Annotated in this window: 20 protein-coding genes; 12 read left to right on the forward strand and 8 right to left on the reverse strand. The window is 68.3% G+C overall.

Annotated features, from left to right (window positions below; translation table 11 throughout):
* Positions 1-84: 84 nt before the first annotated feature.
* Positions 85-1,206 carry a porin gene (locus BU124_RS02510; RefSeq protein WP_084860871.1) on the reverse strand — a complete coding sequence of 374 codons (1,122 nt, stop codon included), beginning with the start codon at positions 1,204-1,206 and terminating at the stop codon, positions 85-87.
* A 236-nt stretch (positions 1,207-1,442) separates the two neighbouring features.
* Here BU124_RS02510 and BU124_RS02515 point away from each other — a divergent pair, with 236 nt between their 5' ends.
* Positions 1,443-2,096, forward strand: coding sequence for a YggS family pyridoxal phosphate-dependent enzyme (locus BU124_RS02515; RefSeq protein ID WP_084860872.1), 654 nt, complete (start codon positions 1,443-1,445; stop codon positions 2,094-2,096).
* Between the two features lie 51 nt (positions 2,097-2,147).
* Here the strand turns inward: BU124_RS02515 and BU124_RS02520 are convergent, their stop codons facing one another.
* From BU124_RS02520 to ribA, 3 genes are all read right to left on the reverse strand, one after another.
* Positions 2,148-2,657 (reverse strand): L,D-transpeptidase family protein, encoded by a 510-nt coding sequence (locus tag BU124_RS02520; protein WP_245831587.1) that lies wholly within the window; start codon positions 2,655-2,657, stop codon positions 2,148-2,150.
* Positions 2,654-3,382 carry a sterol desaturase family protein gene (locus BU124_RS02525; protein WP_084860873.1) on the reverse strand — a complete coding sequence of 243 codons (729 nt, stop codon included), beginning with the start codon at positions 3,380-3,382 and terminating at the stop codon, positions 2,654-2,656. Before BU124_RS02525 ends, BU124_RS02520 begins: the two co-directional genes overlap by 4 nt.
* Before the next feature lie 64 nt (positions 3,383-3,446).
* The gene (gene ribA / locus BU124_RS02530) at positions 3,447-4,529 is read right to left on the reverse strand and encodes a GTP cyclohydrolase II (protein ID WP_084860874.1); all 1,083 of its coding nucleotides are present in this window, start codon (positions 4,527-4,529) and stop codon (positions 3,447-3,449) included.
* Positions 4,530-4,689: 160 nt separating this feature from the next.
* Between ribA and BU124_RS02535 the strand changes: the two genes are divergently transcribed.
* The 6 genes from BU124_RS02535 (at position 4,690) to BU124_RS02560 (ending at position 10,006) form a co-directional block, all read left to right on the forward strand.
* Complete coding sequence (locus tag BU124_RS02535) at positions 4,690-5,376, forward strand: response regulator transcription factor (protein WP_084860875.1); 687 nt, start codon at positions 4,690-4,692, stop codon at positions 5,374-5,376.
* 615 nt (positions 5,377-5,991) lie between these two features.
* Entirely contained in the window at positions 5,992-7,101 is a 1,110-nt protein-coding gene (locus BU124_RS02540) for a THUMP domain-containing class I SAM-dependent RNA methyltransferase (protein WP_084860876.1), read from the forward strand.
* 226 nt (positions 7,102-7,327) lie between these two features.
* Positions 7,328-8,116, forward strand: a complete 789-nt coding sequence (locus BU124_RS02545) for an exodeoxyribonuclease III (RefSeq protein WP_084860948.1) — start codon at positions 7,328-7,330, stop codon at positions 8,114-8,116.
* A gap of 102 nt (positions 8,117-8,218) precedes the next feature.
* The gene (gene trxA / locus BU124_RS02550; protein ID WP_084860877.1) at positions 8,219-9,136 is read left to right on the forward strand and encodes a thioredoxin; all 918 of its coding nucleotides are present in this window, start codon (positions 8,219-8,221) and stop codon (positions 9,134-9,136) included.
* 40 nt (positions 9,137-9,176) lie between these two features.
* Positions 9,177-9,821, forward strand: a complete 645-nt coding sequence (locus tag BU124_RS02555; protein WP_084860878.1) for an LON peptidase substrate-binding domain-containing protein — start codon at positions 9,177-9,179, stop codon at positions 9,819-9,821.
* 32 nt (positions 9,822-9,853) lie between these two features.
* On the forward strand, positions 9,854-10,006 hold the full coding sequence (locus BU124_RS02560) for a Trm112 family protein (RefSeq protein WP_084860949.1): 153 nt from the start codon (positions 9,854-9,856) through the stop codon (positions 10,004-10,006).
* A 104-nt stretch (positions 10,007-10,110) separates the two neighbouring features.
* Here BU124_RS02560 and BU124_RS02565 read toward each other — a convergent pair whose 3' ends face one another.
* Entirely contained in the window at positions 10,111-11,364 is a 1,254-nt protein-coding gene (locus tag BU124_RS02565) for a UbiH/UbiF/VisC/COQ6 family ubiquinone biosynthesis hydroxylase (protein WP_084860879.1), read from the reverse strand.
* A gap of 52 nt (positions 11,365-11,416) precedes the next feature.
* Between BU124_RS02565 and BU124_RS02570 the strand changes: the two genes are divergently transcribed.
* The 4 genes from BU124_RS02570 (at position 11,417) to BU124_RS02585 (ending at position 17,713) form a co-directional block, all read left to right on the forward strand.
* On the forward strand, positions 11,417-12,745 hold the full coding sequence (locus BU124_RS02570) for an amidase (protein ID WP_084860880.1): 1,329 nt from the start codon (positions 11,417-11,419) through the stop codon (positions 12,743-12,745).
* 125 nt (positions 12,746-12,870) lie between these two features.
* Complete coding sequence (locus tag BU124_RS02575) at positions 12,871-14,055, forward strand: aminotransferase class I/II-fold pyridoxal phosphate-dependent enzyme (protein ID WP_084860881.1); 1,185 nt, start codon at positions 12,871-12,873, stop codon at positions 14,053-14,055.
* Positions 14,052-16,958, forward strand: a complete 2,907-nt coding sequence (locus BU124_RS02580; RefSeq protein WP_245831588.1) for a DNA translocase FtsK — start codon at positions 14,052-14,054, stop codon at positions 16,956-16,958. The genes BU124_RS02575 and BU124_RS02580 overlap by 4 nt, the downstream gene beginning before the upstream one ends.
* Positions 16,959-17,095: 137 nt before the next feature.
* The gene (locus tag BU124_RS02585; RefSeq protein ID WP_084860883.1) at positions 17,096-17,713 is read left to right on the forward strand and encodes a LolA family protein; all 618 of its coding nucleotides are present in this window, start codon (positions 17,096-17,098) and stop codon (positions 17,711-17,713) included.
* Between the two features lie 20 nt (positions 17,714-17,733).
* Here the strand turns inward: BU124_RS02585 and BU124_RS02590 are convergent, their stop codons facing one another.
* Both BU124_RS02590 and BU124_RS02595 read right to left on the reverse strand, forming a co-directional pair.
* On the reverse strand, positions 17,734-18,321 hold the full coding sequence (locus BU124_RS02590) for a transglycosylase SLT domain-containing protein (RefSeq protein ID WP_084860884.1): 588 nt from the start codon (positions 18,319-18,321) through the stop codon (positions 17,734-17,736).
* Positions 18,322-18,396: 75 nt separating this feature from the next.
* Positions 18,397-19,281 carry an AEC family transporter gene (locus BU124_RS02595; protein ID WP_084860950.1) on the reverse strand — a complete coding sequence of 295 codons (885 nt, stop codon included), beginning with the start codon at positions 19,279-19,281 and terminating at the stop codon, positions 18,397-18,399.
* An 82-nt stretch (positions 19,282-19,363) separates the two neighbouring features.
* Between BU124_RS02595 and hspQ the strand changes: the two genes are divergently transcribed.
* Complete coding sequence (hspQ, locus tag BU124_RS02600) at positions 19,364-19,690, forward strand: heat shock protein HspQ (RefSeq protein WP_084860885.1); 327 nt, start codon at positions 19,364-19,366, stop codon at positions 19,688-19,690.
* Positions 19,691-19,702: 12 nt separating this feature from the next.
* Here the strand turns inward: hspQ and BU124_RS02605 are convergent, their stop codons facing one another.
* Entirely contained in the window at positions 19,703-21,277 is a 1,575-nt protein-coding gene (locus BU124_RS02605; RefSeq protein ID WP_084860886.1) for a gamma-glutamyltransferase family protein, read from the reverse strand.
* Positions 21,278-21,456: the final 179 nt, after the last annotated feature.

Consider the following 21,456-nt stretch of genomic DNA (forward strand, 5'->3'; position numbering starts at 1 on the left):
CGGATGGCGAGGGGCACGCCCCGCAAAAGGAAAGGGCGGCCCGCGCCGGGGCCGCCCTGACTTGGAAAAACCGGTCGGGGTCTATCAGAAGTCGAAGGAAACTTCCACGGTGGTGCCGCGCTGGTACTCGGGGCCACCGATTTCGTCGCCGTCGACGTTGTCGTCGTCTTCGGCGTAGGAGACGAGGAGGGCAGCGCCGCTGCCGAGGTCGTAGTCACCGGCGACGTAGAAACGATCCTCGGTGCCCTCCTCGGTCAGGTAGCCGGCCATCACCATCAGGCCATTGCCCACGTCGTAGGAACCTTCGACACCGGCGATGTCGGTCCCCTGCTCGTCGGCGTAGGACGCGGTCACGGCAATCGGGCCATCCGAGTAGTCGACCGACACGCCGAAGTTGTCGTCGCCCATCGATTCAGCGACGAAGTAGGCCGACGCGGTGACAGGGCCGAAGGGGTAGCTGCCCTCGATGCCGATGGAGTCTTCGTCGGCGGTCTGGTTGGTGGCGTAGGCCACGCGCACGTCGGCGCCGGCGAAGGTGGTCCCGGCCGACAGGCCGAAGATTTCGTCGTCGGTGAAGTCGCCGTTGCCGCTGTAGAAGCCGGCCGCCTCGTCCGACTCGGCCTGGTAGGCCATCACGACGTTGACGCCGCCGAAATCGGCCGAAGCGCCCAGCGACAGCTGGTTCAGGTCTTCGGACGCGTTGTAGGTATCGGCGTTGTTGGCGATCACGTAGGAGATCGACCCCTCGATGTTGCCGTAGGTCATGTCGCCACGCAGCGCGGCTTCGCCGTCAGCCTCGGAGAAGGCGTCCTGCTCCATGTCGCCGGCGCTGACCCAGCGGTTTTCGGCGGCGAAGGTGGTGTCGCCGAAGGTCAGGCTGGCCGTGTCGGATTCGATGAAGACAGTGTAGCCGCCAGCATCGAGCGAATCGCCCAGCGAGGATGTGCCAGTACCATCAGACGTGACGAAGTCGAAGTCGAAGGTGGCGCCGGCGGTCAGGCCGTTGTCAAGTTCCTGGGACAGGGCGACGGCGAGATTGCCCTCCCAATAGAAGCCGTCGAATTCGTCATCACCCGGGAAACCGTTGGTGGTCGGGCCGTCGTCTTCGTTGTAGCCCAGCTTCGTATCGCCGGAGAAGGAAACCTCGGCAGCGGCGGCGCCTGCGAAGGCGAAGACCGAAGCCGAAGCGAGAAGGATGCTTTTCATGGTTGTGTTCCTCGTGTTTGCATTCCCGAGAATGCCAGTGTTCCCAGCATTGCCAGTGTCTTTGCGCTTAATGGCGCACACACTCAAGGGAATTGCCGGGGTGGCGCAGTGGCTGCCGCGAAAATGATGCAGCCGTGCCACACACCGCGGCGCGGGCGGTTCGGGGCCGGCCCTTGCCACGGCCGCGCCGGTCTGGTCAAACGGGGCGATTCTGCCGCCGAAACAGGAGCTTGAGCATGTCACTGGCCGAGATCACCGAACGCGTCCAGCGCGCCGAAGCGGCCGCCGGGCGGGCGCCCGGGTCGGCCCGGCTGATCGCCGTGTCCAAGAAACAGCCCGAGGCGCGGGTGCGGGCGATTCTGCAGCAGAGCCACCGGGTTTTCGGCGAGAATCGGGTGCAGGAGGCGGCGGGCAAATGGCCCGGCTATCGCGAGGCCTTCGACGGGATCGAGCTGCACCTGATCGGCCCGCTGCAGACCAACAAGGCCCGGCAGGCGATGGAGCTGGCGCAGGCGATCCACACGCTGGACCGGCCCAGGCTGGCCCGCACCCTCGCGCGGCTGGCCCAGGAGATGGGCGCGTGCCCCGACCTGTTCATCCAGGTCAACACCGGCGAGGAGCCGCAGAAGGCCGGGGTGCTGCCCGCGCAGGCCGATGATTTCGTGGCCGAGTGCCGCGGGATGGACCTGCCCGTGGCGGGGCTGATGTGCATCCCGCCGGTGGACGAGGCGCCCAGCCTGCATTTCGCCCTGCTGGGCAAGATCGCCGCGCGCAACGGGCTGGAAGGGCTGTCCATGGGCATGTCGGGCGATTTCGAACAGGCCGTGGCGCAGGGCGCGACGCACCTGCGCGTCGGCTCGGCCATCTTCGGGGCGCGCGAGGACGGGTGACCTGCGTTGCCGGGGCTGCGCCCGGCAACGACAGCCCGCCCGCCCGCGCCTTCAGGGCACGACGAGGCGGGTCCGGTATTGGATGCGCCGGGCGAGCCAGGCCAGGTGGTCGGGCCGCAGCGCGACGCAGCCCGCGGTGGGGTGGCCGGGCCGGCGCCAACGGTGGACGAAGATGGCCGAGCCGCGCCCCTTGACCGGGTAGGGCCAGTTCCAGTCCGTCAGGATGACGAGGTCATAGAGCGGATCGGCCCTGCGCAGCACCTCGTGGCCGTGCGGGCAGGGGGCACGGACCATCAGGTTGTAATCCGCGTGGGCGGGGTCGTCCGACCACAGGTCGCCGGGCCGGATCGGCAGCGCCCAGTCCGTGGGCCGCGCCATGCGGTCGGGGCGGTAGAGCATGCCGACGATGCGGTGGTGGCCGCGCGGGGTCGCGCCGTCGCCCTCGCGCTTGCGGGCCGTGACGCCGCCCCGGCCGATCACGCAGGGCAGGCGACGGCCGTGGAACCGCAGACCCGTCGGGATCAGGACCATGTCGGCCGGGCCGGGGGGCGGCCCGGTCATGCGGTCGGGCCGCGCCCGGCCCATTTCGGCCAGCGCGTGATCCCGTGGGCCTGGCGCGCGGTGACGAGGCGCAGGTCCTCGGGGTCCATGCCCATGGACAGCATGGTCTGCCGGTCGAAGCGGGCCTTCGCGGCCGCGGCATCGTGGCCGGTGCCGAACAGCCGGTCGATCCAGCCCATCCCGAAGCTGACGTGATAGGTGGCGCGGTGGTCGTGGAAGTGGTGCAGCATGTGCCGCCGGGTGACGCGCCTGCCGAAGCGGCCCTTGGGCACGTTCAGATGCGCCAGCGTGTGGCAGTATTCGTAGAAGGCGAAGGCGCTGACCGAGCCGACGAAGATCGCGGTCGCGGCGGCCAGCAGCGCGGGCCCGAGGCCCAGGACCGGCCAGAGTGCCAGCGTGTGCAGCGCCATCGAGGCCAGGCCGAATCGCAGGGCATACCAATTGTCGTCGCCCGTGAAGAACTCGGGGTCGTCGGGAAACTCGTGGTGGCCGATGTGGCTGCGGTAGAGCGCGTTGAAGGTCTGCTGATCCACGGGCGGTTCGCGGTGCAGCAGGAACCGGTGCATGAGGTATTCCACGAGGAACTGCAGGACCACGCCGTAGGCGAGGGCGACCAGAAGCCATGGCGTGAACCACGTGATCATCGCGACCACACCGCCCAGCCAGGCGGGAAACAGCCTTTGCAGGCTGCCCATGTTGACCAGGATGCGCAGCGTCGGGATCATGGCGTGTCCTCCGGGTAGAAGGTGCCAGCAGGGTGGCGCGGGCTCAAGCCTCACGCGGCGTTGGTCACAGCAGATGGCCGGACTTGCTGGCCTTGGTCGCCAGGTAGTCGTGGTTGAACCGGGTCTCGCCGACCTTCAGCGGCACCCGGTCCACCACCCCGATCCCGCAATGTTCGAGTCGTTCGACCTTGGCGGGATTGTTGGTCAGCAGGCGGACCCGGGCAAAGCCCATCTTGCGCAGGATCTCGGCACCGATGCGGAAATCGCGTTCGTCGTCCTCGAAGCCCAGCCGGTGATTGGCCTCGACCGTGTCGAAGCCCTGGTCCTGCAGCGAATAGGCGCGCATCTTGTTGGCCAACCCGATGCCGCGCCCCTCCTGGTTGAGGTAGAGAAGCACGCCCTCGCCCTCGGATCCCATCTGGGCCAGCGCGCCGCGCAGCTGCGGGCCGCAATCGCATTTCAGCGACCCCAGCAGGTCGCCGGTGAAACAGGCCGAGTGCAGGCGCGCCAGCACCGGCTTCGAGCGGTCGGGGCAGCCGATCTCGATGGCGTAATGTTCCTCGGCGCCGTCCTCGGGGCGGAAGATGTGCAGCCGCCCGGCCTCGGATACTTCCAGCGGGACCTTGGCATGAATCACGGGCGCCAGCGGGGACAGGTCCGTGGTCATCGCCTGTGCCGCGCCGATCAGGGTCAGGCCATTTGCGCGCGCCACCGCCGCGCCGTCGGCGACCGGCACGACCAGAACCGCCGGGATCAGCCGCGCGGCCTTGGCCAGGCGGATGCCGGCGCGGTGCAGCCCCGCGTCGCCCCCGCGCCGGGCCCGGAATGGCCCCTTGATCGGCAGGCGCAGGTCGTCGGCGGGGTCGGCCACCGCCTGCACCCAGCCCAGCGCCGCATCCTCGGGCACCGCCAGCCGGACAAGATCGCCGTCGTAGGCGGCGGTCTTGAGCGTCGTCGCCCGGTGTTCAGTGATCGCCAGGTCGGCCTGGCCCAGCGCCAGCGCATCGGCCAGCCGCTGCGGCCCCAGCGTTTCCACCGCGAGGACCACCGCCGCCCGGTCCCCGTCCGACAGCACCACGGGCACGCCCAGCCGCATGTCGGCGCGGGCGCGGGCCAGCATCTCGATCAGGTCGGGGGCGAAACTCATGCGCTGTCCTTCGGTCGGGCGGCCGGAATAGCCGCATCTGACAGGAAATGAAACATATCCGCCAGTGCCGACACGTCGGCGTGAGCGCAGTGCAGCACTCCTTGTCCTTTGACGCGAGCAAGCGCAGGTCTTTCGCAGCACAAGCGAGGAGGGCCGTAACATGGCGCAGCTCAAGAGGATTCTACTGGTCGATGACGACGAGGACCTGCGCGAGGCGCTGGGCGAGCAACTGGTCATGACCGAGGATTTCGACGTCTTCGAGGCCGGCAACGGCGCCGAGGCCATGCAGAAGGCCAAGGAAGGTCTCTATGATTTAGTCATCCTCGACGTCGGCCTGCCCGACACCGACGGGCGCGAGCTGTGCCGCCTGATGCGCAAGCAGGGGGTCAAGTGCCCGGTGCTGATGCTGACCGGGCACGACAGCGACAGCGACACGATCCTCGGCCTTGATGCCGGGGCCAACGACTACGTCAGCAAGCCCTTCAAGTTCCCCGTGCTTCTGGCCCGCATCCGCGCGCAACTGCGCCAGCACGAACAGTCCGAGGACGCGGTGTTCACGCTAGGGCCCTACACCTTCAAGCCAGCGCAGAAGATGCTGGTCACCGAGGAGGAGCGCAAGATCCGCCTGACCGAGAAGGAGACCAACATCCTCAAGTTCCTCTACCGCGCGACGGAAGGCGTGGTGGCCCGCGACGTTCTGCTGCACGAGGTCTGGGGCTACAACGCGGGCGTGACGACGCACACGCTGGAAACCCATATCTACCGCCTGCGCCAGAAGATCGAGCCAGATCCCGCCAACGCGCGGCTGCTGGTGACCGAAAGCGGCGGCTACCGGCTGATGGCCTGAGAGATCCCGCCGGCGGCCGGGTCACGCCGCCACCCTCCCTGTTGGACTGGCCCCGGAGATCCTCCGGGGCCTTTTTTGTGCGGGCTTTTGGAGGGTCAGCGGCCGTGCCGGGTGTCCGACACCCGCAGCGTGATCGGCTGCAAAGCAACGGTTGCGCGACCTGCAACGCCTCCTTGGTAGGCAGGGAAAGCGGCAAGCCAGACCCGCCCCTATGGATACCCGCCGTGAGATTCGGGTATGCTGCGCCCGGCGCGGGACAAAGGCGAAGCCGCCGCGCCATCGACGGGCCGCCCCCACGGCCCGGCGATATTTGACCGACCGCGCCATGTGTCGCGCGTCGTCCGACACGGCCGGATAAAGCACAAGGCACGACCGGTGGGATCGCCGCGCCGCGGCCCGTCGATGTCACGGCGTCTCACCCGGACGTTTGCGTCCCATTCGGTGTAGCCCGCTCAGGCCAAGAGCGCGCGGTTCGCTGCGGGGCGGGACGGAGCCTGTCAAAGCCCGGCCGTGCGGGATCTTCGCGCTTCGCACGGGGCGCTGACGCGCGCATGTCGCTTCAACCAATCCGCTTTTGCCATCGCCCAGCCCCGCGTTCCCCGCTATGACGCCCGCATGGCCGACCCGTTCGAAATCTTCCTGCAAGCGCCGCCGGGGCTGGAGGCGACCCTCGCTGACGAGGCGCGCGCGGCGGGCTTTCCCCTGCCCGAGGCCCGGCCCGGCGGCGTGGCCTTCATGGGAACCTGGCCGGATGTCTGGCGCGCCAACCTCGAATTGCGCGGGGCCGGGCGCGTGCTGGCGCGGATCGGCCGCTTTCGCGCCTTCCACCTGGCGCAGCTGGACAAGCGGGCGCGCAAGTTTCCCTGGGCCGAGGTGCTGCGCCCGGACGTGCCCCTGCGGGTCGAGGTCACGACGCGCAAGTCCAAGATCTATCACGCCAAGGCCGCCCAACAGCGGATCGAGCGGGCCATCTCGGAAACGCTGGGTGCGCCGCTCGACGACGCGGCGGCGCTGACGCTCAAGGCCCGGATCGAGGACAACCTCGTGACCCTCTCGGTCGATACCTCGGGCGCGCCGCTGCACAAGCGCGGCCACAAGGCGGCCGTGGGCAAGGCCCCGATGCGCGAGACCATGGCGGCGCTTTTCCTGCGCCAGATGGGCTATACCGGGGCCGAGCCGGTGCTCGACCCGATGTGCGGCTCGGGCACCTTCGTGATCGAGGCGGCCGAGATCGCGGCGGGCCTTGCCCCGGGGCGGTCGCGCGGCTTTGCCTTCGAGGACTTGGCCACGTTCGACCCCCCCGCCTGGGCGGCGATGACGGCAGCCCGCGCGCCGGGGCAGACCGACCTGCGCTTTCACGGCGCCGACCGCGACGCCGGCGCCGTGCGGATGAGCACCGACAACGCCGCGCGCGCCGGGGTCGGCGACCTGACGCGGTTCGACACGGCCCCGGTCAGCGCCCTGACCCGCCCCGAGGGCCCGCCCGGCATCGTCATCGTCAACCCGCCCTACGGCGCGCGCATCGGCAACGCCAAGCCGCTTTATGCGCTTTACGGCAGCCTCGGGGCGGTGCTGCGCGACCGCTTCCAGGGCTGGCGCGTCGGGATCATCACCGCGCAGGCGAAACTGGCCCATGCCACGGGCCTGCCCCTTTTGCCGCCCGGCCCGCCGGTGGCCCACGGCGGGTTGACGGTCAAGCTCTACCGCACCGACCCGCTGCCCTGAGCGGGCGAAAAATCGCGATCCCTTGATGCAGATCAAGACATGGTGCGCCACGGGCCGTTAGCTTCATCCCCGGTGGCGACGGGTTCGTCACCACCTCCCTGTAGGACTTTGGCCCCGACGCGCTGCGCCGGGGTCTTTTTTCGTCGTGGGCCGCGCGGGGATGGTGGGCCGCGGTGCGATCGGCTATGCCTGCCGCCACATCCGCACCCCCGCCCAGGAGACTGCCATGCCCTTCACCCTCGCCACGTGGAACATCAACTCGGTCCGCCTGCGCGAGGGGCTGGTCGTCCGACTGATGCAGGAGGAAACGCCCGACATTCTCTGCCTGCAGGAATGCAAGTCGCCGGTCGACAAGATCCCCATGGAGCAGTTCCGCGCGCTGGGCTACACCCACATGGTCGCTCGCGGGCAGAAGGGCTACAACGGCGTGGCGATCCTGTCCAAGCTGCCGATCCGAGAGGTCGGCAGCCAGAATTTTGCGGGGCTGGATCACGCCCGCCACATCGCCGGGCAACTGGACAACGGGGTGACGATCCACAACTTCTACGTGCCCGCGGGCGGCGACAAACCCGACCGCACGGTCAACGAGAAATTCGGCCAGAAGCTCGACTACCTCAGCGAGATGCGCGACTGGTTCCACGGTGACAGGCCCGCGAAATCCATCCTGGTGGGCGATCTCAACATTGCCCCGCGCGAAGATGACGTCTGGGACCACAAGAAGATGCTGCGCGTCGTCAGCCACACGCCCGAGGAGGTCGCCCACCTGGGCGACGCGCAAGAGGCCGGGGGCTGGGTCGACGTGACCCGGGCCGACATCCCCGACGGGCGGCTTTACAGCTGGTGGTCCTACCGCTCGCCCGACTGGGACGCCGCCGACAAGGGCCGCCGGCTGGATCACGTCTGGGCCACGCCGGACATTTCCAGCGCCGCCCATGCCAGCCGCATCCGCCGCGACGTGCGCGGCTGGGACAAGCCCAGCGACCACGCGCCGGTGTTCGCGACGTTCGACCTTTAGGCCTGCAGCGGCTGCGCGCTATCGGCGGCACACCCCCCTTTCGCTTGCGTCCAAATCGCCCCATATAGGCGACAACACTCCAGAAAAAGGCGGAGAGACAGGATGCTCGAACTCGGACAAGGCAATGCCGCCCCCGCGGCCGATCTGATCAAGGACGGCGGCGACGCCACCTTCATGGCCGACGTGGTCGAGGCCAGCCAGGAGGTGCCGGTCATCGTCGATTTCTGGGCGCCGTGGTGCGGGCCCTGCAAACAGCTGACGCCGGCGCTGGAAAAGGCGGTCACGGCAGCCAGCGGCAAGGTGAAGCTGGTCAAGGTCAACGTGGACGAGAACCAGCAGATTGCCGGCCAGCTGCGGGTGCAATCGTTGCCCACGGTCTATGCCTTCCACAAGGGCCAGCCGGTCGATGGTTTCCAGGGGGCGTTGGCGCAAAGCCAGATCGACGAGTTCGTCCAGAAGCTGGCCGCCACGGCCGGTGACGCGGGCGAGGCCGACGGCATGACCCAGGCGCTGGAGGCGGCCGAGCAGATGCTGACCGACGGCGCGGCCTCGGATGCCGCCCAGACCTTTGCCGCCATCGCCCAAGAAGACCCGAAGAGCGCCGCGGCCTTCGGCGGTATGGCGCGCGCCTACCTCGCACTCGACCAGCCCGACCAGGCCGAGGCCGTCATCAACGGCGTGCCCGCCGAGATCGCCGAGGCGCCCGAGATCGAGGCCGCCCGCGCCGCCATCGACCTGGCCCGCCAGGCCGAGCAGGCCGGCCCCGTCGACGAGTTGCGCGCCCGGCTGGAGTCCGACCCGGACGACCACCAGGCACGGCTGGACCTGGCCACGGCGCTGCATGCCTCGGGCGACGCGGCCGGCGCGGTCGACGAATTGCTGGAGCTGTTCCGGCGCGCGCCCGACTGGAACGACGGCGCGGCCAAGGCCCAATTGCTGACAATCTTCGACGCGCTCAAGCCGAACGACCCGGTTGTGTTGAACGGGCGCCGCCGGTTGTCTTCGATGATATTTGCCTGACGGCGTTGCCTGAGGGGGCCTTCGGTCTAGCTCATTTGCCATGGCGAACCTCCCCGATCTGCCCGCGACCATCCCGGTGTTTCCCCTGACGGGGGCACTGCTCTTGCCGAGGGCGCAACTGCCGCTTCACATCTTCGAGCCGCGCTACCTGGCCATGCTCGAAGACGCGCTCAAGACGCCGGAGCGGCTGATCGGCATGGTCCAGCCCTGTGGGGCCAGCCGTGACGAGCCGCGCCTGCACAGCATCGGCTGCGCCGGTCGCGTGACCGCGTTTTCGGAAACCGAGGATGGCCGCTACATGATTACCCTGTCAGGGCGGTCGCGTTTCCGGGTGCGCGACGAGGTGGAGGGTTTCACGCCCTATCGCCGCTGCGATGTGGACTGGGCCGGGTTCGAGCCCGACCGCGCCAAGGCCGCCGAAAGCGACGCGGGCTTCGACCGTGATGCCCTCTTCGGTCTGCTCAACCGGTATTTTACCGAAACCGGGTTGAGCACCGATTGGGAGAGCCTCAAGGAGGCCGACCCCGAGCTTCTGATCAACTCCTTGTCCATGCTTTTGCCGCTGGACCCGGAAGACAAGCAAGCGCTTCTCGAAGCGCCCAGCCTCTCGACCCGGCGCGAAACGCTCGTCACCCTGATCGAATATGCCCTGCGCGGGGGTAGCAGCGACGAGATGATCCAGTGACCGACGCGGACGCGCCCGGGTTCGACCGCAAGATGCTCGAGGCGCTGGTCTGCCCGCAGACACACGCGGTGCTGAGCTATGACGCCCAGCGGCAGGAACTGGTCAGCAAGGCCGCGCACCTGGCCTATCCGATCCGCGACGGCATCCCGGTGCTACTGATCGACGAGGCCCGGCAACTGGATTAAGACGGTGGTAACCTCTTGCGGCAAGGCGAGCGGCAGGAGGCTGTCATGGTTCCAAACCTCTACCCGGCAGATGAACTTGCCCTGATCCGCGACCGGATCTCGCATCACCCCCGCATGGACCGCGGCAGATCGCCGGTCAGGCCTGCAGCTTCGCGGATGATGCCGCGGCGCAGGCCGGGAATCGCGTTGACCGCGCCCATGCCGATGTCGCGGACGCCGCGCAGCAGACTGTTGTCGTTCGAGAACAGCCTGTTGAAGGTGTCGGTCGCCAGCGCCAGCGTGGCGGTGTCGAAGCGCCGCCATTGCTGGTAGCGTGCCAGCACCTGTGGGCTGGCGATGTCCTCGCCACGCGCGCGTGCATCGGTCAGAACCTCGGCCAGGGCGGCGATGTCGCGCAGACCGGCATTCAGACCCTGGCCCGCGATCGGGTGCACGCCGTGGGCGGCGTCGCCCACCAAGGCCAGCCGGTCGCCCACGAAGGCGTTCGCGAGCGTGAGCCTGAGCGGGTAGGAAAACCGTTTCCCGGCCAGCGCGATCTCGCCCAAGAAAGACCCGAAGGCGGGACGCAGCGCCCCGAGAAACCCTTCGGCCTCCAGTGCCATGATCCGCTCGGCGCGCGCGGTCTCTTCCGACCAGACGACCGACGCCCGGTTGCCCGGCAGCGGCAGGATCGCCAGCGGCCCGTTGGGCATGAAGAACTGGTGGGCGATGCCGCCGTGCGGTTTGTCGTGCGCCACGGCGCAGACGATGGCCGTCTGGCCGTAGTCCCACCCGGTGCGGCGAATGCCGGCCCGGCGCGCGGTGCCGCTGGCCCGCCCGTCGCAGCCGACAAGCACACGGCCCGTGACCGTGCGCCCCGACGTCAGCGTGACCGCGGCCTGATCTGGCGCTGTTTGCTGGGCGACCACGGTGTCGGCGTCGATTTGCGTGATGCGCGGTTCGCCTTCCATGGCCTCGAGCAGCGCCAGCCGCAAATGGCGATCCTCGACCAGGTGGCCCATGGGGCCTTCCTCGATCTCGGCATGGTCGAAATGCAGCATCCAGGGGGCCGGTCCTTCGCCGGCGCGTCCGTCAGTGACCTTGATCTCCAGCATGGGCTGGCTGTTTGGCGCGACCCGGTCCCATATTCCGATGTGATCCAGCAGGCGGGTCGAGCCGAGCGCGAGGGCATAGCCGCGCCCGTCGAAATCGGGCAGTTCCCGGGTCGCTGCCGGCAGAGTGTCGATCACGGTCACGGTCATTCCCGCGCGGGCCAGGGCAAGGGCGAGGGCAGGGCCGTTCAACCCGCCGCCGACGATCAGGATATCCGAGTCCGGTGCCATGGGGCGCAATATGCGCCCTGTGCCGGGATTGTCCATGCGCCGCTTGGCCGCTACGGTTCCTCAGGATCAGGGCCGGTCACGAGGCAACATGCAGGATATGCGCGACAAGAGCGCCTCCGACCTCGGTCGGGAGATCGCGGCGGGCAACGTCGACCCACGCGATTTGACCGAGGCGTTTCTTGCGGCGATCGAGGCCAACCCCCGCCGTGACCGGATCTTTGCCCGAACGACGTCCGACCGAGCCTGCGCCGAGGCCCGCGCCGCCAGCGACCGCGCCCGGCTGGGCCAGCGCCGGTCCGCTCTGGATGGTGTCCCCATCGGCTGGAAGGACAATATCGACAGTGCCGGGGTAGCTACCGAGGCGGGAAGCGCGCTGCTGGCTGGGCGGGTGCCTGCGCGCGACGCGGTCGTGCTGCGAAATGCCACGGCACTGGGGCTGGTCTGCCTGGGCAAGACACACATGACCGAACTGGCCTTTTCCGGGCTGGGGGTGAACCCCATGACCGCCACGCCGCCCAACGTTCACGACCCGGAGGCGGCGCCGGGCGGGTCTTCCTCGGGGACGGCGAGCGCGATCGCCCACGGCCTGGCCGCCGCAGGGGTGGGGTCGGATACCGGCGGGTCGGTGCGCCTGCCTGCCGCCTGGAACGATCTTGTCGGGTTCAAGCCCACCCACACCGCGCTGTCGCTTGACGGTGTCGTGCCGCTGGCCGCGCGGTTCGACACCGTCGGCCCGCTGGCGCGCACGGTCGAGGATGCCGCTGCCCTTTATGCGGCCATGCAGGGGCGGGCCGGGCCGGACCTGCGCGGGGCCACGCTTGCCGGCACGCGGCTGCTGGTGCTGGAAACCGTGGCCTGCGAGGGGCTGCGCGACGGCACCGACCAGGCGTTCGAACAATCTGTGACCCGGCTCGAGGCCGCTGGCGCGCGGGTCTCGCGCGGGGCGATCCCCGCCGTGGCCGAGGCGCTGGACCTGGCCGGCATCCTCTACACCTCCGAGTGCTACGGCACCTGGGGGCAAGCCATCGAAGCCGCCCCGGAAAGCATGTATGCCCCGGTGCGGGACCGGTTTCGCGCCGGTCGCGCCCACGGTGCCGCCGACTACGTTGCCGCCTGGCAGCGGCTTGATGTCCTGCGCACACAGTTCGCCACTGCGACCGCCGGGTATGACGCGGTGATCTTCCCCTCGGCCGCCCTCGCGCCGCCGCGCACGGTGGACCTGCTGGCCGACAGTGCCCTGTTCGCATCGGAAAACCTGCTGACCCTGCGCAATACCCGCATCGGCAACATGATGGGCCTGTGTTCCATCACGCTGCCCACCGGCGCGGCGTCGCGCGGGGTCATGTTCAACGCCGGGCCGGGGCAGGACCTGCGCCTGTTGCGGCTGGCCGCCGCGGCCGAGGCGGCGCTGACCTGACCCAAAAGCAACAGCCCCGCGCGCCAACCCCCGAAATTTCCGCCGATTTTCTGGACAAGCGGTACGAGGGGCGTCTATCCTGCCCTTAAAATGGCCCGCCAACGAGGCCATACTTTGAGGCAGACATGGACTATCCCGAGCGGTTCTCGAACCTACCGGCCTATGCGTTTCCGCGCCTGCGCAGCCTGCTCAACCCCGTTGAGCCGGGGGACGAACCGCTTACCATGACCATCGGCGAGCCGCAGCATCCCTTCCCCGCCTGGGTGGGCGAGGTCCTGTCGGATGCCCTGTCGGGCCTTGGCAAGTATCCGCCCAACGACGGCGCACCGGAACTGCTGGCGGCGATCACCGGCTGGCTGCAACGGCGCTATTCGGTGACGATCACTCCGGATCGCGTCATGGCGCTGAACGGCACGCGCGAGGGTCTTTACAACGCCGCCATGGCGCTGTGCCCGGAAACAAAGACCGGCCAGCGCCCTGTCGTCCTGTCCCCCAATCCCTTCTACCAGGTCTATGCCGTGGCCGCACTTTCGGTGGGGGCCGAGCCTGTCTTCGTGCCCGCGACCGCCGACAGCGGCCATCTGCCGGATTTCGCCGGCCTCGACCCCGAAACGCTCGACCGCACGGCCATCGCCTATATCTGCAGCCCGGCCAACCCGCAGGGCGCGGTTGCAAGCCGTGAATACTGGGCCGAGCTTCTGGCCCTGGCCGAGAAACACGATTTCCGCGTCTTCGCGGATGAATGCTATTCCGAGATCTACCGCGATGCGCCGCCGCCCGGCATCCTCGAGGCGGTGGCCGAGACCGGCACCGACCCCGAGCGGGTGGTGGTCTTTCATTCGCTGTCCAAACGCTCGAACCTGCCCGGGCTGCGGTCGGGGTTTGTCGCCTCCGGCCCCGAGAACATCCGCCGCATCCGCCAGTTGCGCGCCTATGCCGGGGCGCCGCTGCCGCTGCCGCTGCAACGGGTGGCCGAACAGGTCTGGTCGGACGAGGCCCATGTCGCGGAGAACCGCGCGCTCTACCGCGAGAAATACGCACTGGCCGACGAGATCCTGGGCGATGTGCCAGGCTACACCGGCCCCGAGGCGGGGTTCTTCCTGTGGCTGCCCGTCGCCGACAGCGAGGCGGCGGCGCTCGAGCTGTGGTCCGAGACCGGGGTGCGCGTCCTGCCCGGCAAGTATCTCAGCCGCCCCGGGCCCGCGGGCGACCCGGGCGATGGTTTCATCCGGGTCGCGATGGTTGCCCCGAAACACGATGTGCAGCGCGGCCTGACCCGCATCCGCGCCTGTCTTTACGATCGAGCATGAGGAAGAACATGGCGTCCTACCAGTCCCGGCAGAGAGATCCGCTTCTCGACAGCAACATGCAGGCGGCGCTCGAACGACGCGGCAAGGAGTTGCTGGGTATCGGCCTGCTCGTGCTTGGGGTGGCTGTGGCGATGATGTTCCTGTCCTACTCGCCCGAGGACCCCAGTTTCCTGGCCGCGACCGATGCGCCTGTCCGCAACTGGCTGGGCCGCTACGGCGCCATGATCGCGGCGCCGGTCTTCATGATCATGGGCTGGGCCTCGGTCGGGGTCGCCGTGGTGCTGCTGGCCTGGGGGGCGCGGCTGGTCCTTCACCGGGTGCCGCAGCGGGGATTGGGCCGCGTTGTCTTTGCGCCCATCGCCATTGCCCTTCTGGCCATCCATGTCTCGACCCTGGCGACAGGGTCGGGCTGGGCGCACAGTTTCGGGCTGGGCGGGCTGTTCGGCGACACCGTCCTGTCCATCGCGCTGACCATGCTGCCGATCCCGACGACATGGGCGCTCAAGCTGGTATCCGTGGCGGCCGGTCTCGGCGTGCTTGTGGTTGGGGCCTTCGTGCTGGGCTTCACCCGGGTCGAGGTCAGGACCGTTGGCCGGCTGGTCGTCATAGGGATGGTGATCGCCTATTCGCTCGTCCTGCAGGGCCTCACCGGCGGCACGCGGACCGTGATACGGGGCGGCAAGGCGCTGCACGCAAGGCGACAGGCCCGGCGCGCCGCGAGGCCCGCGAACCGGTCCGAGCCGCCCGCGGACAGGCCCGCTGCCGCCAGCGCCGCCACGGTGCGCCGCGCGCCGGGGGCCGATGCGCGGCGCTACGAAGATTTCGACCCCGTCGAGGACGACATCGAGGACGCTTCCGCACGCCCCGAAACCGGCGGGCTCTTTGCCCGGATGCCCAAGCTTCGCAGGCGCCCGTCCGATGAAATGCCCGAACCCGAACTGGTCGAAGGCGCCGCGCCGGGCCAGGATCTGCCGGCCGCCGACGATGATCGGATCCGGGCCCGCATCAGCGATGCCATCCGTGCGCGCAAGGCCCCGGCCGAGCCTGCCGCGCCGAAACCCGGGGTGAGCCCGGCCGTCAGCGCCGCGGTCGCCGGGCGGCGCGAGCCTCAGGTCTCGCAGCCCACCGCGCCGCGGCCCCTGACCCTGCGCGACAGCCAAGACGACGCCACCGGAGCGGCGCTGCCCCCCGAACCGCCCGTGCAGGCCACGGAACAGGCGGCGCCGGAGACCGCGCGCCCCCTGACCGCCGCGCCGCTCTTTTCGACCGAAGGACTGGCCGGTGCCGCGCCGCGCAGTGTCGTCCAGCACCCGACGAAGAAGTCCGTGCCGCCGTCGGCGCAGGCGCGTGCCGAAGCCCAGCCAAGCCTGCAATTCGAGGATACCGCGGCGGCCTATGAACACCCGCCGCTGAACCTTCTGACCTCGCCCGACGAGATCACCCGCCACCCGCTGTCGGACGAAGCGCTCGAGGAAAATGCCCGGATGCTTGAAACCGTGCTCGACGACTACGGCGTCAAGGGCGAGATCGTCAGCGTCCGCCCCGGCCCGGTGGTGACGATGTACGAACTTGAACCGGCCCCGGGCCTCAAGGCGAGCCGTGTGATCGGGCTGGCCGACGACATCGCGCGGTCCATGTCGGCCCTCTCGGCGCGGGTGTCGACGGTGCCCGGGCGCTCGGTGATCGGGATCGAACTGCCCAACGAAAAGCGCGAGATGGTCCCCTTTCGCGAGATTCTCTCGACCCGCGACTATGGCGACGGCAACCAGAAGTTGCCGCTGGCGCTGGGCAAGGACATCGGCGGCGACCCGATCGTGGCGAACCTTGCCAAGATGCCGCACCTGCTGATCGCGGGCACGACAGGGTCGGGCAAGTCGGTGGCGATCAACACCATGATCCTGTCGCTGCTCTACAAGCTGTCGCCCGACGAATGCCGCCTCATCATGATCGACCCCAAGATGCTGGAACTGTCCGTCTACGATGGCATCCCACATCTGCTCTCGCCGGTGGTGACCGACCCGAAAAAGGCGGTGGTCGCGCTCAAGTGGGTCGTGGCCGAGATGGAGGAACGCTATCGCAAGATGTCCAAGATGGGCGTGCGCAACATCGAGGGCTACAACGGCCGCGTCGCCGATGCGCTGGGCAAGGGCGAGATGTTCACCCGGACGGTGCAGACCGGGTTTGACGACGAAACCGGGGAACCCGTCTTCGAGACCGAGGAGATGACCCCCGAGAAGATGCCCTACATCGTCGTCGTGGTCGACGAGATGGCCGACCTGATGATGGTCGCTGGCAAGGAAATCGAGGCCTGCATCCAGCGGCTGGCACAGATGGCGCGTGCGAGCGGCATTCACCTGATCATGGCCACGCAGCGCCCCTCGGTTGATGTCATCACCGGCACGATCAAGGCCAACTTCCCGACGCGGATTTCCTTCCAGGTGACCTCGAAGGTCGACAGCCGCACGATCCTGGGCGAACAGGGGGCCGAGCAGTTGCTGGGCATGGGCGACATGCTCTACATGGCCGGCGGGTCCAAGATCACGCGCGTGCACGGGCCGTTCTGTTCCGACGAAGAGGTCGAAGAGGTCGTCAATTACCTCAAGGCCTTCGGGCCACCCGATTACAAGTCGGGCGTGGTCGAAGGGCCGGACGACGACAGAGAGGCGAACATCGACGCGGTGCTTGGCCTGGGCGGCAATACCGGCGGCGAGGACGCGCTTTATGACCAGGCCGTTGCCATCGTGGCCAAGGACCGCAAGTGCTCGACCTCCTACGTTCAGCGCAAGCTGGCCATCGGCTACAACAAGGCCGCGCGGCTGGTCGAACAGATGGAGGAAGAAGGCGTCGTGTCCCCCGCCAACCACGTCGGCAAGCGCGAGATCCTGGTGCCCGAGCCGGGGTAGGCGCCGCCCCGCGCGGCCGCTCTGGCCGACCGCAATCGGATGACAAGCGGCGTGAAATCGCCTAGCGATCGCCCTTCGGGCATCTTCAGTGCCATCTGCCGGGTGAAATGCCGCGCAGGCCATACTAGGTGAGCTTCATGAGCACAATCACACGCCGCTTTCTATTCCTCGCTGCCCCGCTGGCCATGGCCGGTCTGGCCGCCGGGCCGGGTCACGCGCAGCAGATTTCGCTGACCGAAATCTCGGGCTACCTGAATTCGTTCGACACCGCCGAGGGGCAGTTCACCCAGATCAACGCCGATGGCACGATCTCGACGGGTCGGATCTATATCCGGCGGCCCGGGCGCATCCGCTTCGAATACGACCCGCCCGAACGGGCCATGGTGATCGCCGGCGGCGGGCAGCTCGCGGTCTTCGACCCGCGGTCGAACACCGGCCCGGATCGCTATCCGTTGCGGGAAACGCCGCTGAAGATCATCCTGCAGGAGGATATCGACCTGACGCGCACGAACATGGTCACGGCGCATTCCAGCGATGGCACGACCACCAGTGTCACCGCGCAGGACCCCGAGAACCCCGACTACGGCAATATACAGCTGGTGTTCACCGGCGACCCGGTGCAGTTGCGCCAATGGGTCATCACGGATGATACCGGGCGCCAGACCACCGTGGTGCTGGGCGATCTCGTCACCGGGGCCGACGTGCCCAACATCCTGTTCAACATCCAGGCCGAAATGCGCGACTGGCAGGAGTGAGCAGCCGCGCGGCCCGCGCCTCAGCGATAGGCGCGGCAGTTGCGCAGTTGCGCCTCGTAGAGAACGGCGCGCTGGTCCACCTCGTCGGCGATGCGCATCAGCCAGGATTTGCCGCGGTAACTGCCCCGGTTAAACCCGGTGCGCCCCTCGTGGTAGGCCAGATACTGGTTGCGCGTGTCGTCCAGCGGCACGCCGGTCTCCTCGACGGTGGCGGTCATGTACCAGCCCATGAAATCGGCCGCGTCGCGGATATCGGTGCGCCGGGCACCGCGGCCGCCGCGGTCGCGCTCGTACTCGGCCCAGGTGCCGTCCAGCGCCTGGCTGTAGCCCAGCGCCGAGGATTGCCGCCCTGTCGGGATCACGCCCAGCGCGTAGACATGCGGCGGGCGGTTGTCCGAGATGAACTTGCTCTCTTGATAGATCATGGCCATCAGGACATGGGTGTCGACGCCCCAGTCACGCTCGGCGGCGCGGAAGGCGCGCGTGTAGTGCGGCCGTTCCTCAAGGATGGAACAGGCGTTGTCCAGGTCACGGGGCGCACTGCCATCCCGGGTGCCACAGCTGCCCAGGATCAACAGGATCAGTCCGACGCGAAAGAGTCTGCTCATCTGCCTCTCGCTATTCTTGTTTTATTGTCGATAGTCTAGCCGATCCCGGCCCGCGTGGGAAGTTGTGATCAAGGCTCAGTCGATCACGAAGGCCAGGATGAGCGGAAGATAGAGCACCGAAAGCAGGGTCGAGGCCACGACAAGCCCGGCCACCGCATCCGAGTCCGCGCCGTATTTCTCGGCCAGAAGGTAGGAGGTCACCGCCACCGGCGTTGCGACCTGCACGATCAGCACGGCCAGCGCCACCCCGGACAGCCCGAACAACAGCCCCACCGCAACGGGCACGGCCGTGCAGATCGCCAGCTTGACCAGCGACAGCCCCGTCGCGCGCGCAAGGTGGCTGGGCCGCAGCCGCGCGACGGCGACGCCCAGCGTGATCAGCATCATCGGGATCGCCATCTGGCCGATCAGGTCAAGCGCGTTGGTCAGGAAGGCCGGCGTCTGCCAGCCCTGCCACAGGAACAGCGCGCCCAGCAGCGTGGCCCCCACGAGCGGTTCGCGCAGGACCTTCGCGGGGTTGCCCCCGCCCGCGACGAACCAGACCCCGACCGTGAAGCTTAGGATCGCCATGACCGCGAAGACCACGACGGCATAACCAAGGCCCGTCTCGCCGAAGGCGAAAAGCGCCAGCGGCAGGCCGAGGTTGCCGGTGTTGCCGAAGACCAGCGGGTTGAGGAACGTGCGCACGTCCAGCCCGCGCAGCCAGACCAGCGCCGCGGTGACCAGCCCGACCCCGGCATAGGCGGCCAGCGCGGCCAGCGACAGCGTCGCCAGGGCGCGCGCCTCGATCTCGGTCTGCATCAGCGACACGAAGATCAGGCAGGGCACCGCGAGCGTCATCGACAGCCGGGTGACGAACTGCATCCGGTATTCGAACCCCAGCTTGACCCAGCCGAAGCCGATCGCCGCCAGCAGGAAGACCGGGGCCGAAATCTCCAGCACTGTCAGGGCGAGGTTCACAGACTGTTTCCCATGATTTATGCCCCGATTCATGGACATCGGGCGCCGTTCATTTTACTAATCGTGCAGGGGCTGAACGACCATGATGAAAATGCGCGCCAAATATTACCTCGGGCAAGTCGTCCGCCACCGCAAGCATCCGTTTCGCGGTGTCGTCTTCGATGTCGACCCGGAGTTTGCCAACACCGATGAGTGGTACGAGTCCATCCCAGAGGAGGCGCGGCCGGCCAAGGATCAGCCGTTTTACCACCTGCTGGCCGAGAACGATCAGTCCTATTACGTGGCCTACGTTTCGGAGCAGAACCTGGTCGCCGATTACTCCGGCGAGCCGGTGGATCATCCCGACCTGAGCGAGCTTTTCGGCCCCTTTCAGGACGGCTACTACCCGCTGCACTTTCAACTGAACTGAGGCCCGGCCGCCTCAGTGGCCCAGTGCGATCCCGTCTTTTCGTGGGTCGCTGGCGCCTTCAAGGATGCCGTCAGGACGGATGCGAATGGCCTGGGCGCCGCCAATCGGGCTTTCCGCGCGGCGCAGGTCGTGGCCACGGCTCGCAAGCGCCTGCGCGACCTCGGGCGCATAACCCGTCTCCAGCCAAAGCTTGCCGTCCTCGACAAAGCTGCGCGGGCCGTCGATGGCCGCCTGAAGGTCCATTCCGAAGTCCTGCAGGTTGGTCAGGAGCCGGGCATGGCCGGTCGGTTGATAGGCCCCGCCCATGACGCCGAAGGACATCTCGACCCGCCCGTTCCGGCGCGTCATGCCGGGAATGATCGTGTGCAGCGGGCGTTTGCCGGGGCCGGCTTCGTTGGGGTGGCCGCGCTGCAGCGTGAAACCCGCGCCGCGGTTCTGGAACAGGATGCCGAAGCGATCCGAGGCGAGCCCGGACCCGAAACTGTGGAATGTCGAATAGATCAGCGAGACCGCCATGCGATCACGATCCACCACGGTGATGTAGACCGTGTCGCGATGCACCGCTTCGGCCCCTGGCAGGCCGGGGGGCAGGGCACGGGCGGGGTCGATCAGCGCCGCCAGCCGGTCGGCGGTGTCCTGTGACATCATGTGATCCAGCCGTGCGGTTCGGTCCGGGTCCGCGATCACGCGGTTGCGCAGGTCGTAGGCAAGCTTGGCCGCCTCGGCCTCGATATGGGCGCGCTCGGCGCCCCAGGGGTCCATCGCGGAAAGATCAAAATTCTTCAGGATGTTGAGCATGGCAATAGCCGTCGCACCCTGCCCGTTGGGCGGGTGTTCCAGCAGGTCGATCTCGCCGTAACGGCCCGTGATCGGGTCGGTGTAGTCGCAGGCCACGGCCGCGAAGTCCTCCGGTGTGTGATTGCCGCCCGCCGCGCGCAGCGTGCCGACCATGTCCGCGGCCACGTCCCCCTCGTAAAAGCCAGCACGCCCGTCACGGGCGACGCGGCGCAGCACCTCGGCCTGGCCGGGGGCGCGAAAGACCTCGCCCGCCTTCAACGGCCTGCCGCCCTGCAGGAAATGCGCGGGGCCCGCTCCGTGCAGGGTGCCCCAGGACCGGGCATAGTCGAAGGCCACGCGCGGGGCCACGGGCACGCCTGCCTCGGCATAGTGGATCGCCGGGGCAAGCACCTCGGCAAGATCCAGGCGCCCGTGATCGGCGGAGAGGCGGCAGAAGCCGTCGACGGCGCCGGGCAGGGTGACGGACTCGATGCTTCTTAAGCCGATGGTCGCGCCCTTGGCGCGGGCCGCCTCGGCGTCGAACCCGGCGGGCGCGCGGCCCGACGCGTTGAGCGCCCGCACCGCCTCGGACCCTGGAGGGGAAAACAGGCAGAAGGCATCGCCACCGATGCCCGTCGATTGCGGCTCGCAGATACCCAGAAGCACGGCACCCGCGATGGCCGCATCCATGGCGTTGCCGCCCCGTTCGAGCAGCTCGACGGCCACCTTAGCCGCGAGGGGGTGCGACGTGGCGCACATGCCTTTCTCGGCGAAAACCGCCGAGCGGCCAGGAGATTGGAAATCGCGCATGGAATGCCTCTGGTCCCTCGATCCGGCCTTGGATAGCATCAGCCACGAGACAAGGGGAAGACCTCGGCGCCACGCATTGGGTGGGGGCTGTTCACGCGACGCCGAGGGAAGCCTATGCAGCTACAGGCAACTTGATGCCGGGGATTCGCGGCGTGGGCTTGTTGGAATTGCGGCGCTTT

Source organism: Salibaculum halophilum, from assembly GCF_002094885.1.
Taxonomy (GTDB): Bacteria; Pseudomonadota; Alphaproteobacteria; order Rhodobacterales; family Rhodobacteraceae; genus Salibaculum; species Salibaculum halophilum.

Excerpts from the sequence above, each read along its gene's own strand:
- BU124_RS02545 (WP_084860948.1), top strand. The coding sequence starts at position 7,328 with ATGCCCTTCACCCTCGCCACGTGGAACATCAACTCGGTCCGCCTGCGC.
- trxA (WP_084860877.1), top strand. The coding sequence starts at position 8,219 with ATGCTCGAACTCGGACAAGGCAATGCCGCCCCCGCGGCCGATCTGATC.
- BU124_RS02570 (WP_084860880.1), top strand. The coding sequence starts at position 11,417 with ATGCAGGATATGCGCGACAAGAGCGCCTCCGACCTCGGTCGGGAGATC.
- BU124_RS02560 (WP_084860949.1), top strand. The coding sequence starts at position 9,854 with ATGCTCGAGGCGCTGGTCTGCCCGCAGACACACGCGGTGCTGAGCTAT.
- BU124_RS02580 (WP_245831588.1), top strand. The coding sequence starts at position 14,052 with ATGAGGAAGAACATGGCGTCCTACCAGTCCCGGCAGAGAGATCCGCTT.
- hspQ (WP_084860885.1), top strand. The coding sequence starts at position 19,364 with ATGATGAAAATGCGCGCCAAATATTACCTCGGGCAAGTCGTCCGCCAC.
- BU124_RS02510 (WP_084860871.1), bottom strand. The coding sequence starts at position 1,206 with ATGAAAAGCATCCTTCTCGCTTCGGCTTCGGTCTTCGCCTTCGCAGGC.
- BU124_RS02535 (WP_084860875.1), top strand. The coding sequence starts at position 4,690 with ATGGCGCAGCTCAAGAGGATTCTACTGGTCGATGACGACGAGGACCTG.
- BU124_RS02555 (WP_084860878.1), top strand. The coding sequence starts at position 9,177 with ATGGCGAACCTCCCCGATCTGCCCGCGACCATCCCGGTGTTTCCCCTG.
- BU124_RS02565 (WP_084860879.1), bottom strand. The coding sequence starts at position 11,364 with ATGGACAATCCCGGCACAGGGCGCATATTGCGCCCCATGGCACCGGAC.
- BU124_RS02575 (WP_084860881.1), top strand. The coding sequence starts at position 12,871 with ATGGACTATCCCGAGCGGTTCTCGAACCTACCGGCCTATGCGTTTCCG.
- BU124_RS02515 (WP_084860872.1), top strand. The coding sequence starts at position 1,443 with ATGTCACTGGCCGAGATCACCGAACGCGTCCAGCGCGCCGAAGCGGCC.
- BU124_RS02520 (WP_245831587.1), bottom strand. The coding sequence starts at position 2,657 with ATGACCGGGCCGCCCCCCGGCCCGGCCGACATGGTCCTGATCCCGACG.
- BU124_RS02590 (WP_084860884.1), bottom strand. The coding sequence starts at position 18,321 with ATGAGCAGACTCTTTCGCGTCGGACTGATCCTGTTGATCCTGGGCAGC.
- BU124_RS02540 (WP_084860876.1), top strand. The coding sequence starts at position 5,992 with ATGGCCGACCCGTTCGAAATCTTCCTGCAAGCGCCGCCGGGGCTGGAG.
- BU124_RS02585 (WP_084860883.1), top strand. The coding sequence starts at position 17,096 with ATGAGCACAATCACACGCCGCTTTCTATTCCTCGCTGCCCCGCTGGCC.
- BU124_RS02605 (WP_084860886.1), bottom strand. The coding sequence starts at position 21,277 with ATGCGCGATTTCCAATCTCCTGGCCGCTCGGCGGTTTTCGCCGAGAAA.
- BU124_RS02525 (WP_084860873.1), bottom strand. The coding sequence starts at position 3,382 with ATGATCCCGACGCTGCGCATCCTGGTCAACATGGGCAGCCTGCAAAGG.
- ribA (WP_084860874.1), bottom strand. The coding sequence starts at position 4,529 with ATGAGTTTCGCCCCCGACCTGATCGAGATGCTGGCCCGCGCCCGCGCC.